This window comes from Leclercia sp. LSNIH8, from assembly GCF_002920195.1.
Classification (GTDB): domain Bacteria; phylum Pseudomonadota; class Gammaproteobacteria; order Enterobacterales; family Enterobacteriaceae; genus Enterobacter.
In genome coordinates, this window is sequence record NZ_PQJY01000004.1 from 185,510 (window position 1) to 200,895 (window position 15,386).

Genomic DNA, 15,386 nt, shown 5'->3' on the forward strand with positions numbered 1-15,386 from the left:
GTCCATTTTGAACGTCACCTCCGCTTTACGCCAGGCCGTGATGCGCACGCGCTGGTATAGCAAACGTAAGAGCTACAAAGTTCTCTTCTGGCGCGAAATCACCCCCCTTGCCGTGCCTATCTTTCTGGAAAACACCTGTGTACTGCTGATGGGCGTGCTCAGCACCTTCCTGGTCAGCTGGCTCGGTAAAGAGGCGATGGCGGGCGTGGGGCTGGCCGACAGCTTCAATATGGTCATTATCTCTTTCTTCGCGGCGATAGACCTGGGTACCACGGTGGTGGTGGCCTTTAGCCTGGGTAAGCGCGATCCGCGCCGGGCCAGGGCTGCCGCCAGGCAGTCGCTGGTGATCATGACCCTGTTCTCCATTGTGCTGGCAGCGGTGATCCACTATTTCGGCGAAGAGATTATCGATGTGGTGGCCGGCGATGCCACCGGAGAGGTGAAAGCCCTGGCGCTGTCGTATCTCGAAATGACGGTGCTCAGCTACCCGGCCGCGGCGATTGCGCTGATTGGTAGCGGGGCGCTGCGTGGGGCAGGGAATACCAAAATTCCGCTGCTGATAAACGGCGGAATGAACATTCTCAACATTTTAATCAGCAGCGTGCTGATTTACGGGCTTTTTTCCTGGGACGGGCTCGGTTTTATCGGAGCCGGTCTGGGTCTGACCATCTCCCGCTACATTGGCGCCATCGCCATTATTGTGGTGCTGGCGGTTGGTTTTAACCCGTCGCTGCGCATCAGCCTCAAAAGTTATTTCAAGCCGCTTAACTTCGCCATTATCTGGGAAGTGATGGGGATCGGCGTACCCGCCAGCATTGAATCGGTGTTGTTCAACGGCGGCAAGCTGTTGACCCAGATGTTTGTGGCCGGAATGGGTACCGACGTGATCGCCGGTAACTTTATCGCTTTTTCCATTGCGGCACTGATCAACCTGCCGGGTAACGCGCTGGGTTCCGCCTCCACCATTATCACCGGTAAACGGCTCGGGAAGGGGCAGATAGGTCAGGCGGAGCGCCAGCTGCGCCATGTTTTCTGGCTCTCGACAATCGGGCTCACGGCCATTGCCTGGGGCACGGCGCCGTTCGCCAGCCTGATGGCGTCGTTCTATACCCATGAACAGGATGTAAAAGATGTGGTGGTGATCCTCATCTGGCTGAACGCCGCCTTTATGCCGATCTGGGCGGCGTCGTGGGTGCTGCCTGCCGGGCTGAAAGGGGCGCGGGATGCCCGCTTCGCCATGTGGGTTTCTATGCTCGGGATGTGGGGCTGCCGCGTGGTAGCGGGTTATACCCTGGGGATTATGCTGGGAATGGGTGTGGTAGGTGTCTGGCTGGGGATGTTCCTCGACTGGACAGTACGTGGCGCACTGTTCTACTGGCGAATGGTCAGCGGACGCTGGCTGTGGAAATATCCGCGGCCTGTGCGTGAAAATGTGGCGGCGATCCCCGCAGAACGGATAGTGAATGCGCAAAGTGGGGAATAAATCGGCAAACGATGCAAAATCTGCATTCTGCCTTTGACAACGCCAGGTGGCATCGCTAATATTCGCCCCGTTCACACGATTCCTCTGTAGTTCAGTCGGTAGAACGGCGGACTGTTAATCCGTATGTCACTGGTTCGAGTCCAGTCAGAGGAGCCAAATTTGAAAAGCCTGCTTTTAAAGCAGGCTTTTTGCTTTTCCGGGACAGTCCAAAAAATGGCAACCCGAAGGCTGCCGTCATTACTTAATGAGCCCCTGGCGGTGTACGCGCACCGGCGCCGTGGCCGAGATCAGCCATGGACGCGCCTCACTGTTAACGTGCGGCGAGAGCGCCTCACGCACCTGCTGGTGGTACTCATCTAGCCATTTAATCTCTTTTTCGCTCAGCAGATGCAGATCCACCTGACTCAGGTCGATAGGGACCAGCGTCAGCGACGCAAAGCGGCAGAAGCCCGGTACGCTCTCCACCACCTCCACCTGGTTTTCGATACGAATACCATACGCATCCGCCAGATAGTAGCCCGGCTCGATGGTGATGATATTTCCCGCCACCAGCGGCCAGGGGTTAACCTTCTTTGCAATACGCTGCGGATTTTCATGGATCAGCAGTTGATGGCCCACGCCGTGCCCGGTGCCGTGATCAAAATCGAGCCCCAGCTCCCACAGCTCACGCCGCGCGAACGCATCGATCTGATGCCCGCAGGTTCCGGACGGGAATTGCAGGGAAATAAGCGATAAAAAGCCTTTCAGCACAGCGGTATAGTGCAGACGACACTGAGCGCTCAGTGGGCCGAAAGCGAGTGTGCGCGTGGCGTCGGTAGTGCCGTTGTGATACTGCCCGCCGGAATCGTTCAGATAAAAGTGGTCGCGGGTAATGGCCGCATTCGTCTGTTCGCTGGAGTGGTAATGGCACATCGCCGCATTGCTACCAGAGGCGGAGATAGTGGCAAAACTCTGCTCGATAAAGCCCGGTCGCTGCTCACGGAAGAGAAGCTGCTGCGCCTGGGCTTCCAGCTCGGTAATGGGTTGACCAGAGGCTTCGCGACGGGGCACTTCGTGCGCCAGCCAGGCAAGAAAGTTGACCCATGCCACCCCGTCCTGATGGTGGCTGTCGCGGTAGCCCGCCAGCTCAATCGGGTTTTTGTGCGCTTTCATTGCGGTGATCGGGTCAGCGTGCCAGACGATCTCCCCCTGCGGCTCAACGGCAAAGCGCAGGGCGACAGGGGCGGAATCGGCATCCACCATCACACGCTTACCGGCGCACAGCTGCTGGCTTTGCGACAGAAAATCGGATTCAGGCGCCAGCGTCAGGCTCTCCAGTAGCAGGGCTGGAAGCGCGCGGGTTTTTTCAGGCGTGACAAACCACGTCACCGCACCGTCGCGGCTCAGCAGGGCAAACGAGTTCGGTACCGGGCTCGTCGGGATATCGCTGCCGCGTACGTTCAACAGCCAGGCGATGTTATCCGGCTGGGTGATGGCCAGATAATCGGCATGCTGTCCTGCCAGAATGGCGGCCACGCGCTGGCGCTTGTCGGCACTGCTTTCACCGCTGATCTCCACCGGCATTTCGCGGATGGCCCCGACAGGCGGGGCCGGACGATCCTGCCAGAGGGTATCAAACGGCGATGCATTCAGGGCGACAAGCTCACAGTGACTGGCATTGAGTGCTTCATACTGGGTTTGGGTCATCAGCATCGCTTCAAAGGCGATACGCGCCCCGGGTTTCATGTTCTGCTGCAACCAGTCTGCCAGCGGATCGTTGTGCAGATGCAGGATCTCAATCTCGGCCAGATTAACCTGTTCACGGGCCTGAACCTGATAACGTCCATCGACAAACAGCAGGGCGCGATCGCGCAGGATCAGGGCGTGCCCCGCTGAGCCGTCAAAGCCGGTCAGCCAGGCGAGAATATCGTCATGAGGATGACAATATTCGCTCTGAAAGGCATCGGCGCGGGGGACGATAATGCCATCCAGCGCCTGGGTTTCCAGCCACTGGCGCAGGGTGAATAGCGGTGAGGTGGTTTGCATAACTTTCCTTTTTTATGATCAGCGGAACGGCGGCTCGTTAAAGGTACGCAGTTTACGCGAGTGCAATTTATCCCCTTCGGCGCGCAGCAGATCGATAGCGCGAATGCCAATCTGCAGATGCTCGGAGATAGCCCCCTCGTAAAAACGGTTTGCCTGGCCAGGAAGTTTAATTTCCCCATGCAGCGGCTTATCGGAAACGCAGAGCAGGGTGCCGTAGGGTACGCGGAAGCGGTAACCCTGAGCGGCGATGGTGGCGCTCTCCATATCAATCGCCACCGCGCGGCTCAGGTTAAAGCGCAGCGCCGAGGCCGAGTAGCGCAGCTCCCAGTTCCGGTCGTCGGTAGTAACGACCGTGCCGGTGCGCAACCGCTGCTTAACTTCTTCTCCCGGCATGCCGCTCACCTCTTTGGTGGCGTCATACAGTGCCCGCTGCACTTCGGCGATGCTTGGGATCGGAATATCCGGCGGCAATACCGCATCCAGCACATGGTCGTCACGCAAGTAGGCGTGGGCGAGCACGTAATCACCAATCAACTGGCTTTCACGCAGTCCACCGCAGTGACCAATCATCAGCCAGACGTCCGGGCGCAGCACCGCGAGGTGGTCGCAGATGGTTTTGGCGTTCGACGGGCCCACGCCAATGTTAATCAGGGTGATGCCCTGACCCTCGGCGGTGACCAGGTGCCAGGCGGGCATCTGATGTTTTTTCCACGCCAGGTCAGAAATGGCCTGCTCCGGGGCTTCGGTTTCGGCGGTGATCCAGATCCCGCCCGCGCAGGAGAGAGCAATGTACGGGCTGTCGGGATCGAGGATCTGGCTGCAGCCCCAGCGGACAAACTCATCCACGTAGCGGGTGTAGTTGGTGAACAGGACAAACGGCTGGAAATGTTCTGCCGGGGTACCGGTGTAGTGACGCAGACGCGCCAGCGAAAAATCGACCCGGCGGGCATCAAAGTGCGACAGCGGGGAAAACTCCGCTGGATGGTAGATCCCGTCGGCGGTCTCATCGCCGATCTGCGAAAGCTCGGTGGTCGGGAAGTGGCGCGTTAAGCCCGCGCTCATGGAGCGGTCCAGGGTCAGCTCTGAGCCATCGATAACGTACGGGTAGGGGATCTCATGGCGCGAGGGCTCCACGGTGATGTGGGCGCCGTAATCCTGATACAGCAGCGTCAGCTGCTCCTCCAGGTAAGGGCGGAACAGCGCTGGACGGGTGACGGTGGTGGAGTAGCATCCAGCGTGGGTGAATCGCGCATAGGCGCGGGTCTTCGGCGTATTGGTGGCGCTACCATCCCAGGTCACGGAAAGTGACGGATAAACAAAGAGGCCATTCATTCTGGCCTCTGCATCGGGGAGCGTTCCGTCTTTGATATAGTCGCTGATGGCGCTGCGCAGGGCGTTAACCGCCTGGTCGTACAGCGCATCCAGCATGTCCAGTGCCTGAGCCGGGGTCAGGCTGGAGTCCTTATTATTCATCTCTGTCTCCTTGTTCCACAGGTGTACGGCGTTATCCGATAGTATGTCACCTGTATGTGAAACAAAAGTGAGATCAGGTAGCGGCCGGTTTCATCACCAGGCAGGTGGCGGCGGAGAGCAGGCACCCGGCCAGCAGGTAGATGGCCACGCTGTGCCAATCACCGCCGGAGAAAGTCACCAGCGCGGCGGCAATAAACGGCGTAAAACCGCCCCCTACCACGCTCGCCACCTGATAGCCAACCCCAGCGCCACTGTAGCGGTAACTCGCGCCAAACATCTCAGTAAACATCGGCTGCTGGACACATACCACCATGTCATGGGCGATATTCGCCAGCAAAATGGCGAACACCACAATCCAGAAAACGGACTGGGCTTCGAGGGCCATAAAGAACGGGAAGGTGCTCAATGCGCCCGTTAACGCCCCGGTGATATAGACCCGACGGCGGCCAAACCGGTCCGCCAGCCAGGCGAAGCAGGGAATAGTGAGACAACTGATGCCGCCCACCAGCAGGCCGATATTTAAAAACAGCTCCCGGGGCAGGCCGAGATTCTGGGTGGAGTAGCTGAGCGCAAAAGCTGTGACGATATACATGGTCAGCAGCTCGCACAGGCGCAGGGCGATAATTTTCAAAAACGCCCCCGGATGACGGATCAGCGCGTCCATCACCGGCAGGCGACGCTTCTCTGAAGGTTGTTGCCGCTGCAGCTCAAACTCGGCAGACTCATCCATCCTGTTACGCACCCACAGTGCCCCCAGCACCAGCACAATGCTGAACAGGAACGGGATGCGCCAGCCCCAGCTCAGGAACTGTTCGTCGGTGGTCAGCGTGCTGATCAGCGATACCAGCCCGGTAGAGAGCAACAGACCTACGCCATAACCCACCTGTACACCGCTGCTATAGAAAGCTTTTTTCCGCGCCGGGGCACTTTCAACAGACAGCAGCGCCGCGCCGCCCCATTCGCCGCCGACGGCAAAGCCCTGCACGGCGCGCAGGGTCACCAGCAGAACCGGCGCCCACCAGCCAATAACGGCAAAAGAGGGGAGGAGACCAATCAGCGCCGTGGCGATGCCCATCATCCACACCGTCAGCATCAGCATTCGCTTGCGGCCCAGCTTGTCGCCGAAATGACCGAAGATCACCCCGCCCAACGGACGGAATAAAAAACCGACGCCAAAGGTGGCAAAGGCGGCGAGCGTGCCCATCGCCGGACTAATCTGGGGGAAAAATTCACGGTTAAAAACCAGCGCGGCGGTAATGCCGTAGAGCAAAAAATCGTACCAGTCGACTACCGCACCGGCAAAACTGCCGAGGGCCGCGCGGCGCGCGCGATGCAGCGATGGTATAGCCCCGTCGGGGGACGAGGAGGCGAGGGTGGTATCCATAGTGATCCTGTCTGACGTTATTTTTTTATAGGTATTAGAAAGAATATCGCTCACGTTGCGGTCGCCCTCAAAACGGCGACGGATATGAGACTACCGCGACAGCGGACGGGTGAAAACGATTTTATCCCCGCGTGAGGTAAACGGGTGATATTAATCGAAATGATGGTTTGTTAACTGGCTATAAACGCAGCAACAAGGCTATGCTTGTCAGATACGCGGAGCGACAGAGGAAGGGAATAATGCGTCGTATGATGAAGTTGGGCTTTATTGCTGCTTTATTGGTCAGTCAGAGTGCGCTGGCGGTGAGTTATCCGTTGCCGCCTGAAGGGAGTCGTCTGGTGGGGGCCTCGCAGGTGATCACCGTTCCACATGACAACAAACTGCCGCTGGAGGCGTTTGCGGCCCAGTACGGGCAGGGACTCAGTAATATGCTGGAGGCGAATCCGGGCGTTGATCCTTTTTTGCCTCAACCCGGTACACAGCTGGTAGTGCCGCAACAGCTCATCCTCCCCGCAACCGTGCGTGAGGGGATTGTGGTTAACGTGGCGGAGATGCGCCTCTATTATTACCCGCCAGGGGGCAGCACCGTTGAGATCTTCCCCATCGGTATCGGCGAAGCCGGGCGCGAGACGCCGCGTAACTGGGTAACCGCCGTCGAGCGCAAGCAGGACGGGCCTACCTGGACGCCAACCCCAAACACCCGTCGGGCCTACGCCAAAGAGGGCAAGACTCTGCCCGCGTTTGTGCCCGCGGGGCCGGACAACCCGATGGGGCTGTATGCGCTCTATATCGGCAGGCTGTACGCAATTCATGGCACCAATTCAAACTTTGGTATCGGGCTGCGCGTGAGCCAGGGCTGCATTCGTCTGCGTAATGACGATATCAAATACTTGTTCGACAATGTCCCGGTCGGAACGCGCGTGCAGCTTATCGATCAGCCGGTTAAAGTCACCACCGAGCCGGACGGCAGTCGTTGGGTCGAAGTGCATGAGCCGCTGTCGCGTAATCGCGCGGAATTTGAGTCTACCAACAGAGTCCCGCTGCCCATGACGGCAGGACTGCGCGCGGAGCTCAACGGTGCGGATGTGGATGCCGTGAAGGTTAGCGGGGCGCTGGAGCGTCGGTCGGGGATGCCGGTGAACGTAAGCGGAGCGGTGCACACGCCGCTGGTGACTATTTCTCAGTAACGACTCAGAAAAGCAAAAAGCCTGCTTTTAAAGCAGGCTTTTTAAATTTGGCTCCTCTGACTGGACTCGAACCAGTGACATACGGATTAACAGTCCGCCGTTCTACCGACTGAACTACAGAGGAATCGTGTGAACGGGGCGCATATTATCGACGTGGGTCACCGTTGTCAAAGGGTGATCTTCTCTCTTTGACTCGTTTGCTGACAAAATCAGCAAAGTGATGTTTTCCCCAGCGGATTGCACGTTTTTGGTGCGGATATACCCCGAATGGGGCAGATCATAAACCGCTGTTTCACTTTAAAAAGCGACGGCAGCAATTGGATTTCCTTATTTTCAGCCGCTTAGCGGACATATCGGACCTCTTTTCAAAACTGGCAAGCATCTTGCAAAACCCTCTGTACATTCGCGCCGGAACCGGCAACGCATTTCGTACAGGGGGCAACATGAACTTAAGACGACTGAAATACTTCGTAAAAATCGTCGATATCGGCAGCCTGACCCAGGCCGCTGAAGTGTTACACATCGCACAGCCGGCACTGAGCCAGCAGGTGGCCACTCTGGAAGGTGAACTCGATCAGCAACTGTTGATCCGCACGAAACGCGGCGTGACCCCTACCGAAGCAGGCAAGATCCTTTATACCCATGCTCGCACTATTTTGCGCCAGTGTGAACAGGCGCAGCTGGCGGTGGGCAATGTCGGGCAGACGCTGACCGGCCAGGTTTCGATTGGCCTGGCACCGGGTACGGCGGCCTCGTCTGTAACCATGCCGTTATTACAGGCGGTGCGCGCAGAGCTGCCGGAGGTGCTGGTCTACCTGCATGAAAACAGCGGCGCGGCGCTGAACGACAAATTACTCAGCGGACAGCTGGATATGGCGGTGCTCTACGATCGTTCTCCTGTGGCGGGGATCACCAGCCAGCCGGTGCTGAAAGAAGATCTCTATCTGGTAGGGACGCGGGATTGCCCGGGTCAGAGCGTCGATTTAACGGCGGTGGCCGAGATGAATCTGTTCTTACCGCGTGATTATAGCGCCGTGCGTTTGCGCGTCGATGAAGCCTTCTCGCTGCGCCGTCTGACGGCGAAAATCATTGGCGAGATCGACTCCATCTCTACCCTGACCGCGGCCATTGCCAGCGGAATGGGGGTGACGGTGCTGCCGGAATCGGCTGCACGATCGCTCTCCAGTGCCGCTAACGGCTGGATGGCGAGAATCAGCTCGCCGTCCATGAGCCTGCCGTTATCGCTTAACGTCTCGGCCCGCGGCTCGCTGTCACCGCAGGCGCAGGCGGTGAAAGAGATCCTGATGTCGCTGGTGAGCCGCCCGTCGCTGGAGAACCGCGAGCTGCAGCTGGTCAGCTAATATTCCATAAAAGCATAAGTTGCGGATTTTTATTATTTGTTTACACGGCGGACGCACTTTAACAATAGCGTCATGTCAGTTTCGCCGGAGTGAACCGTGAATTTCCAGCAGCTTAAAATTATCCGTGAGGCGGCCCGTCGGGATTACAACCTGACCGAGGTCGCCAACATGCTCTATACCTCTCAGTCGGGCGTCAGTCGCCATATCCGCGAGCTGGAAGAGGAGCTGGGCATTGAGATCTTCATTCGTCGCGGCAAACGTCTGCTGGGAATGACCGAGCCCGGCAAAGCGCTGTTGACCATCGCCGAACGTATTCTCAATGAAGCCAGCAACGTGCGCCGTCTGGCAGATCTCTTTACCAACGACGCCACCGGCGTGTTGACTATCGCGACCACCCACACTCAGGCTCGCTACAGCCTGCCCCCGGTGATCAAGGCGTTTCGGGAGCTGTTCCCGGATGTGCGCCTGGAGCTGATTCAGGGTACGCCCCAGGAGATAGAGATGCTGTTGCAAAACGGCGGGGCGGATATTGGCATCGCCAGCGAGCGTTTAAGCAACGATCCGCTGCTGGCGGCGTTCCCGTGGTTTCGCTGGCATCACAGCCTGCTGCTGCCGCCAGACCATCCGCTGACGCAGGTCTCTCCGTTGACGCTCGAGGCTATCGCAAAATGGCCCTTAATCACCTATCGCCAGGGTATCACCGGGCGGTCACGCATTGATGAGGCCTTCAACCGCAAAGGGCTGACGCCGGATGTGGTGCTCAGCGCCCAGGACTCCGACGTGATTAAAACCTACGTCGAGCTCGGGCTGGGTATCGGGCTGGTGGCGGAACAGTCCGGCGGCGAGCATGAGCAGGGGAGCCTGGTGCGTCTTGATACCCGTCATCTTTTCGATGCCAACACCGTGTGGCTCGGGCTTAAGCGAGGGCAGTTACAGCGCAACTATGTCTGGCGCTTTATCGAACTTTGCAACGCCGGGCTGTCGGTAGAGGAGATCAAACGTCAGGTCATGGAGCCGGAAGAGGTGGCGATTGACTACCAGATATAGCCAGATTAACCCTGCGTTGAGGGGTTTTAACGGTGCGAAATAGCAAAAAGCCCGCTTAAGTTTCCTTAAGCGGGCTTCTTTAATTTGGCTCCTCTGACTGGACTCGAACCAGTGACATACGGATTAACAGTCCGCCGTTCTACCGACTGAACTACAGAGGAATCGTGTGAACGAGGCGCATATTAATGGCCTCGCTATTTTGTGTCAACACTAAATTCAACGCACTGATTCAATTGATTAATTATGACACAGCCTGCTGTTTTAGTGCACTTGCACGGCGGAATCTTCGCCAGGTCCTTCATTTTCACGTAAACGCTGTAGCGGGTCCTGCTGGTAAAAGTGGCAAAAACGCTGCCACAGGGCCGGGAAGCGCGGAGCGAAAAGTTCGGGTGCGCTGAAGAAATATTCCGACAATACTGCAAAGCACTCGGCGGGATCGGTGGCAGCATAGGCGTCGATACTGGCCGCGCTTTCGCCCACCAGATCGATCTCATCCTGAATATTGTTCATGGCGGCGTGCAGGTCGTGCTCCCAGCCTGCCACTTCACGCAGGGGAATGAAGGGGACACCGCTGGCGCGATCGCCGTTACGGGTATCCAGTTTGTGGGCCACTTCATGAATGATGAGGTTGAAACCGGAGGCATCGAACGAGTCCTGAATATCCAGCCAGTTGAGGATAATCGGCCCTTGCTGCCAGCTTTGACCGGACTGCACCATCCGCTGATTGTGCACCAGCCCGATCTCATCTTCCCATTCGTCATCCACCACAAACGGTGCCGGATAGATCAGAACTTCATGGAAACCGTCCAGCCACTCGATACCCAGCTGCAGTACCGGCAAGCAAAAGAGCAGGGCAATGCGGGTGCTCTTGCGATCGTCGAGCTCAAAACCCTGCAAGGGAACCAGGCGTTTTTGCTGTAAGAACCGTATGGCAAGCTGTACCAGACGCGATTTATCCTCATCTGATAATGTAGACAGGACGGGGATCGCCAGGGCCTCTTCCCACGGCAGCGCCGCGCTTCGGGCGGATTCATTCGATTTCCAGGGCCACTTAATCATCGCTTTGCTCGCAAACTCGTCACTTGAACAAAATTGAACGGTTATGGTCTGTTAAAATGCCAAATTACCCGGCATGATGGCAACATCAAAACGGAGAGATGCCGGAGCGGCTGAACGGACCGGTCTCGAAAACCGGAGTAGGGGTAACTCTACCGGGGGTTCAAATCCCCCTCTCTCCGCCACGCAGCCTCTTCCGTCACATTTTCCGCACGTTTTCTCGTCAGAGATCTTTTACGCTGGCTACCTTATCATTCCACTTATGTGGAGTAATAGCCCTTTACTGCCTCAAGACAATATATGTGAGCTAAATCAGGATGTTTATCCGAAGAGGTTGAAGTGCATGTATTACTCCTGGTGGCAATACTGTCTGAGCAGGGCAATCTGCTCGGGCCGCAAGCGATAGCGATAGACCGGCCGACCGGTCGCCCCGTAGTGGATGCTGGTGTGCAAAATGTTGACCTGCGCCAGCCAAATCAGGTATTTGCGGCAGGATACTCGCGAGATATTAACTGCGCCAGCCAGTTCGTCGGTGGAGAACTCCGTTCCCGGATGCGCATCAATCCAGAGGCACAGCGTACGCAGCGTCTGCGGGGTTAACCCTTTCGGCAGGCGACGGCTGTCTGCCAGCGCCGGTGCACCGCCACGCAGAAGCCGGTCAACATCAGCCTGGTCATAATACTGATGCGCTTCCATCAGCTGCTTTTTTTCACGCCAGCCCTTTAGTGCCTCTTCGAAACGCGGGAACTGAAACGGTTTGATCAGGTAGTCCACCACGCCATAGTGCATAGCCATTTGAATGGTGGCACCATCAGAGGCCGAGGTGATCATAATGACGTCTGTTTTGCGCCCGGATGCCCGGATAACCGGCAGCAGGCTCAGGCCATTGTCGTGCTGCATGTAAACATCCAGCAGGATCAGGTCAACCTGCCGGGCAGGGGAGTGAAGTATGGCCCCGGCTTCTGCCAGGGAAGTGGCCACGCCGCAGCAGCAAAAACCCTCAACCCGGTTGACGTACTGGCGGTTAAGATCGGCCACCATGGCATCGTCATCGACAATTAAAACATGTATCACGCGCTATTCCTTTCACTCTCCCAGGGGAGTTGCACAAAAAACTGGGTAAATACGCCCGGTTCCGATTCAACGGCGATCTCTCCGCCCAGATTCTCGATCTGCTGACGGGCCAGGTATAACCCCACCCCTCGGTTTTCCCCTTTAGTAGAAAACCCTTTGCTAAAAATGGCGTGCAGATGTTCCGGGGCGATACCCGGACCATCGTCGCTCACCTCGGCGCTAAGCCAGCCCTGCTGATAGTGCAGCAGCAGACCGATTTCGCCCTCGGGCTGGCCAGTCATAGCATCAAGCGCATTTTCAATCAGATTACCCAGCACGGTAATCAGCCCGGCGACCTGCTGCGCATTGGGATTATCCGGTACCTGACTGGCATCGGAGAGCGTCAGGCGAAACCCCAGCTCTCTGGCGCGATTGATTTTACCCAGCAGAAATCCTGCCACCACCGGCGATTTGATGTTGCGCTGTAGCGTGCCGACATCGGTCTGCCAGGCGTTGGCGGTCGACAGGACATACTCTTCCAGTCTGGCATAGTGCTTCATATGCAGCAGACCAAGTATCACATGCAGCTTGTTCATAAACTCATGGGAGTGGCTGTGCAGCGCATCCAGATAGTTCACCATACCGTCCAGCCGTTGCAGGAGCTGGCTAATCTCCGTCTTATCACGAAACGTGGTGATGGCGCCCATCAGCTGATTATCGCTCCTGACGGGCAAGGTATTGCAGAGCAATAACCGGCCGTGGCAGTTGAGCTCCTGGTCCTGGCGAGCCATGCCGCTACGCAACACCTCGCGCAGGTTTGCCAGCAGCGGTTCCTCGTGCAGAGCCTTGCTGCTGGCGCTGATATTCAGGATCTGCCGGGCGGCATGGTTGACCATCGTTACACGCCCCTGCTGATCCACGGCGATCACCCCTTCACGCAGGGAGTGCAGCATCGCCTGACGTTGATCCAGCAGGGCTGAGATTTGATAAGGCTCCAGCCCAAACAGAATGCGCTTAAGCATCCGCACCAGCCCCCAGGCACCGAGCGCCCCCAGCAGCGCGCTGAACAGCACCAGCCAGATGGCATCCCAGCGATTGCGGGCGATCTGCTGCTCCACTTTATTCAGTGAGATCCCCACGGCAACAACACCAATTTGCTGATGGTGTGCGTTATACACCGGGGTAAATACGCGCAGCGCCTCGTCGAGCACGCCATGATTGATGGCGACATTCTCTTTATCCTCCAGCGCAGGCCGCAGATCGGCCCCAATAAAGGCTTTACCGAGCAGGGCACTGTTGGGATGAGAATAGCGGATCCCCTGCATATTGGTGACGACGGCAAACAACAGATTATTACGCTTCATCACTGCCATGGCGACAGGCTGAATAATGTTGCTCTCCGGCGGGAGGGATAAGCCGCGGATCACCTCCGGGCTGTCGGCCAGGGTTCTGGCGACCGCGAGGGCGGTATCCCGCACGCCATCACGGGTGGCGCGGGTGATTTGTGCAAAATAGAGAACAAAAATCACCAGTAATATTGCACCCGTTACACCGTACACCATCAGCGTGACCAGCGTGTTCAGTTTCATTGGGCGCTTGTGCGTGAGGGGAAGGGGCGGCAAATCGCGCATTGAAACTCCGGCAAAGAGAGAAAGGGGGGCATTATCGCTGATGGGCGGGATTTGTAAAAGCGATGTAAATCTGGCGGCGACAGAAAGCAAAAAGCCCGCTTTGCAGCGGGCTTAAGAGCGTTTGGCGATCTCAATCAGAACTGGTAAACGATACCCAGTGCGAACTGGTCGTCAGCATGTGCGCCAGTAATGCCTGCTTCATCTTCATCCAGCAGGTTGAATTTGTACGCAGTATAAACGTTCATGTTTTTGTTGAAGTAGTACCAGGTACCCAGTTCAACATAGTTCACCAGGTCGGCATCTACGCCGCCATGACCGTTACGAGCATACAGGTCTTTGCCCTGGGAGTAGACGTAGCCCAGAGAAGGACGCAGGCCGAAATCGAACTGGTACTGCACCACGGCTTCGACGTTGCGGGTTTTGTTAGCGAAACCGGCATCTCCCGCCCAGGTCATGTTACGGGTTTCACCGTACATCACCGCAGCATAGAGGTTGTTGGCATCATACTTCGCTGCCAGTGACCAGATTTCTGCGGTATCGCCGTAGCCGTCAGCAGTCTGCCTGTTGGTACGGTCAGACTTACCGTATACACCTACGAAGCCGAAGCCATCGAAGTTGTAGGCCAGCGAAGTGCTGTAGCCGTCACCGTTGGATTTTTTCATATCACGATCGTTGTTTTTACCCTGGTACTGCAGGGCAAAATCCAGACCCTCAACGGCGCCGAAGAAGTCAGTGTTGCGATAGGTCGCCACGCCGGTGGTACGCTGAGTCATAAAGTTATCGGTGTGAACCCAGGAGTCACCGCCCCATTCCACCAGCATATCGGTGTACGCACCTGCATCGTACGCTACGCCGTAGTTACGGCCATAGTCGAACGAACCATAGTCACCGAATTTCAGGCCAGCAAACGCCAGACGGGTGCTCTCATCCTGCTCGCCTTCCGGGGTGCTGGCGTTCAGGTTGTATTCAAACTGGCCGTAACCGGTCAGCTGGTTGCTAATCTGCGTTTCGCCTTTGATACCGAAACGGGCATAGGAGGTATCGGCATTCTCGCTGTTGCTATCATCGGTCTTGTCCCAGATACGCTCGCCGACCATTTTTCCGTACAGGTCGAATTTATTGCCGTCCTTGTTGTAGATCTCTGCCGCATTAGCCGCGCCAGCGCATAATAAAACAGGGACAAGAACTGCCAGAACTTTTCTTTTCATTATATATTCCTTTGTATGTATTTTCTTCATGAATATACGTAATCCCCTCCGGGTTACAGAGGTAATACTATTTCAGGGCGGGTTTTTGCTGTTTAAAAATAAATGTAACTAAATTATTTAGATTATTTCAAAATATTAATATGAATGTCTTTATATGTTTATTTTATTAATTTTAAATAAATATAGGCGATGATTATTGATATTTATATCAGTGAGTTATTGGTTGTATAAACTTATTGGGTTGATTTATGTTTGCGCGGAGGAGAGAAGGGAATAAAAAAAGCCCGATAATATTATCGGGCTAAGATAAGGGTAATTTAAGGGTGTTTAATCATGAAACGACAAAAAAGCTCATAACGTCGTTATCATTGCACAATTATAAGCGTGAGAAAACAGGTTTATCTGGATAAAGAGAGTGAAAAAATAGCGCAATATAATTGCTTTCCTGCTTCCTCTCATTCGCGCATAAGCGAAGCAG

At 56.3% G+C, this 15,386-nt stretch carries 11 protein-coding genes and 4 tRNA genes; 6 read left to right on the top strand and 9 right to left on the bottom strand.

Annotated features, from left to right (window positions below):
* Positions 1-7 precede the first annotated feature (7 nt).
* Both C3406_RS12855 and C3406_RS12860 read left to right on the top strand, forming a co-directional pair.
* Positions 8-1,483 (top strand): EmmdR/YeeO family multidrug/toxin efflux MATE transporter, encoded by a 1,476-nt coding sequence (locus C3406_RS12855; protein WP_103822472.1) that lies wholly within the window; start codon positions 8-10, stop codon positions 1,481-1,483.
* 80 nt (positions 1,484-1,563) lie between these two features.
* Positions 1,564-1,639, top strand: a tRNA-Asn gene (locus C3406_RS12860).
* An 81-nt stretch (positions 1,640-1,720) separates the two neighbouring features.
* On the opposite strand, the gene C3406_RS12865 is transcribed toward C3406_RS12860, so the two are convergent.
* The 3 genes from C3406_RS12865 to shiA form a co-directional block, all read right to left on the bottom strand.
* Entirely contained in the window at positions 1,721-3,508 is a 1,788-nt protein-coding gene (locus tag C3406_RS12865) for an aminopeptidase P family protein (RefSeq protein ID WP_103822471.1), read from the bottom strand.
* A gap of 18 nt (positions 3,509-3,526) precedes the next feature.
* Positions 3,527-4,981, bottom strand: coding sequence for an AMP nucleosidase (locus C3406_RS12870; RefSeq protein ID WP_103822470.1), 1,455 nt, complete (start codon positions 4,979-4,981; stop codon positions 3,527-3,529).
* A gap of 73 nt (positions 4,982-5,054) precedes the next feature.
* Complete coding sequence (shiA, locus tag C3406_RS12875) at positions 5,055-6,365, bottom strand: shikimate transporter (protein WP_103822469.1); 1,311 nt, start codon at positions 6,363-6,365, stop codon at positions 5,055-5,057.
* A gap of 239 nt (positions 6,366-6,604) precedes the next feature.
* Here shiA and ldtA point away from each other — a divergent pair, with 239 nt between their 5' ends.
* Complete coding sequence (gene ldtA, locus C3406_RS12880; protein ID WP_103822468.1) at positions 6,605-7,552, top strand: L,D-transpeptidase; 948 nt, start codon at positions 6,605-6,607, stop codon at positions 7,550-7,552.
* A 48-nt stretch (positions 7,553-7,600) separates the two neighbouring features.
* On the opposite strand, the gene C3406_RS12885 is transcribed toward ldtA, so the two are convergent.
* Positions 7,601-7,676 (bottom strand) — tRNA-Asn (locus tag C3406_RS12885).
* A 319-nt stretch (positions 7,677-7,995) separates the two neighbouring features.
* Here C3406_RS12885 and nac point away from each other — a divergent pair.
* Together nac and cbl are read left to right on the top strand one after the other, a co-directional pair.
* Positions 7,996-8,913, top strand: coding sequence for a nitrogen assimilation transcriptional regulator NAC (gene nac, locus C3406_RS12890; RefSeq protein WP_103180170.1), 918 nt, complete (start codon positions 7,996-7,998; stop codon positions 8,911-8,913).
* A 96-nt stretch (positions 8,914-9,009) separates the two neighbouring features.
* Positions 9,010-9,960: an HTH-type transcriptional regulator Cbl gene (gene cbl, locus C3406_RS12895; protein WP_103180169.1), complete on the top strand. Its 951-nt coding sequence runs from the start codon at positions 9,010-9,012 to the stop codon at positions 9,958-9,960.
* Between the two features lie 85 nt (positions 9,961-10,045).
* On the opposite strand, the gene C3406_RS12900 is transcribed toward cbl, so the two are convergent.
* Positions 10,046-10,121 (bottom strand) — tRNA-Asn (locus C3406_RS12900).
* 100 nt (positions 10,122-10,221) lie between these two features.
* Positions 10,222-11,019 carry a DgsA anti-repressor MtfA gene (gene mtfA, locus C3406_RS12905; protein WP_103822467.1) on the bottom strand — a complete coding sequence of 266 codons (798 nt, stop codon included), beginning with the start codon at positions 11,017-11,019 and terminating at the stop codon, positions 10,222-10,224.
* Positions 11,020-11,111: 92 nt separating this feature from the next.
* Between mtfA and C3406_RS12910 the strand changes: the two genes are divergently transcribed.
* Positions 11,112-11,201: transfer RNA gene (locus C3406_RS12910), tRNA-Ser, on the top strand.
* Positions 11,202-11,364: 163 nt separating this feature from the next.
* On the opposite strand, the gene dcuR is transcribed toward C3406_RS12910, so the two are convergent.
* The 3 genes from dcuR to C3406_RS12925 all read right to left on the bottom strand — a co-directional run bounded on the left by dcuR (position 11,365) and on the right by C3406_RS12925 (position 14,908).
* Positions 11,365-12,090: a two-component system response regulator DcuR gene (dcuR, locus tag C3406_RS12915; RefSeq protein WP_103822466.1), complete on the bottom strand. Its 726-nt coding sequence runs from the start codon at positions 12,088-12,090 to the stop codon at positions 11,365-11,367.
* The gene (locus tag C3406_RS12920; protein WP_103822465.1) at positions 12,087-13,700 is read right to left on the bottom strand and encodes a sensor histidine kinase; all 1,614 of its coding nucleotides are present in this window, start codon (positions 13,698-13,700) and stop codon (positions 12,087-12,089) included. Before C3406_RS12920 ends, dcuR begins: the two co-directional genes overlap by 4 nt.
* 134 nt (positions 13,701-13,834) lie before the next feature.
* Complete coding sequence (locus C3406_RS12925; protein WP_103822464.1) at positions 13,835-14,908, bottom strand: porin; 1,074 nt, start codon at positions 14,906-14,908, stop codon at positions 13,835-13,837.
* Between the last annotated feature and the right edge of the window lie 478 nt (positions 14,909-15,386).

Bases quoted from the DNA above. Each gene is read 5' to 3' on its own strand.
- C3406_RS12920 (WP_103822465.1), bottom strand. From the start codon at position 13,700: ATGCGCGATTTGCCGCCCCTTCCCCTCACGCACAAGCGCCCAATGAAA.
- C3406_RS12870 (WP_103822470.1), bottom strand. From the start codon at position 4,981: ATGAATAATAAGGACTCCAGCCTGACCCCGGCTCAGGCACTGGACATG.
- nac (WP_103180170.1), top strand. From the start codon at position 7,996: ATGAACTTAAGACGACTGAAATACTTCGTAAAAATCGTCGATATCGGC.
- shiA (WP_103822469.1), bottom strand. From the start codon at position 6,365: ATGGATACCACCCTCGCCTCCTCGTCCCCCGACGGGGCTATACCATCG.
- C3406_RS12925 (WP_103822464.1), bottom strand. From the start codon at position 14,908: ATGAAAAGAAAAGTTCTGGCAGTTCTTGTCCCTGTTTTATTATGCGCT.
- ldtA (WP_103822468.1), top strand. From the start codon at position 6,605: ATGCGTCGTATGATGAAGTTGGGCTTTATTGCTGCTTTATTGGTCAGT.
- mtfA (WP_103822467.1), bottom strand. From the start codon at position 11,019: ATGATTAAGTGGCCCTGGAAATCGAATGAATCCGCCCGAAGCGCGGCG.
- C3406_RS12865 (WP_103822471.1), bottom strand. From the start codon at position 3,508: ATGCAAACCACCTCACCGCTATTCACCCTGCGCCAGTGGCTGGAAACC.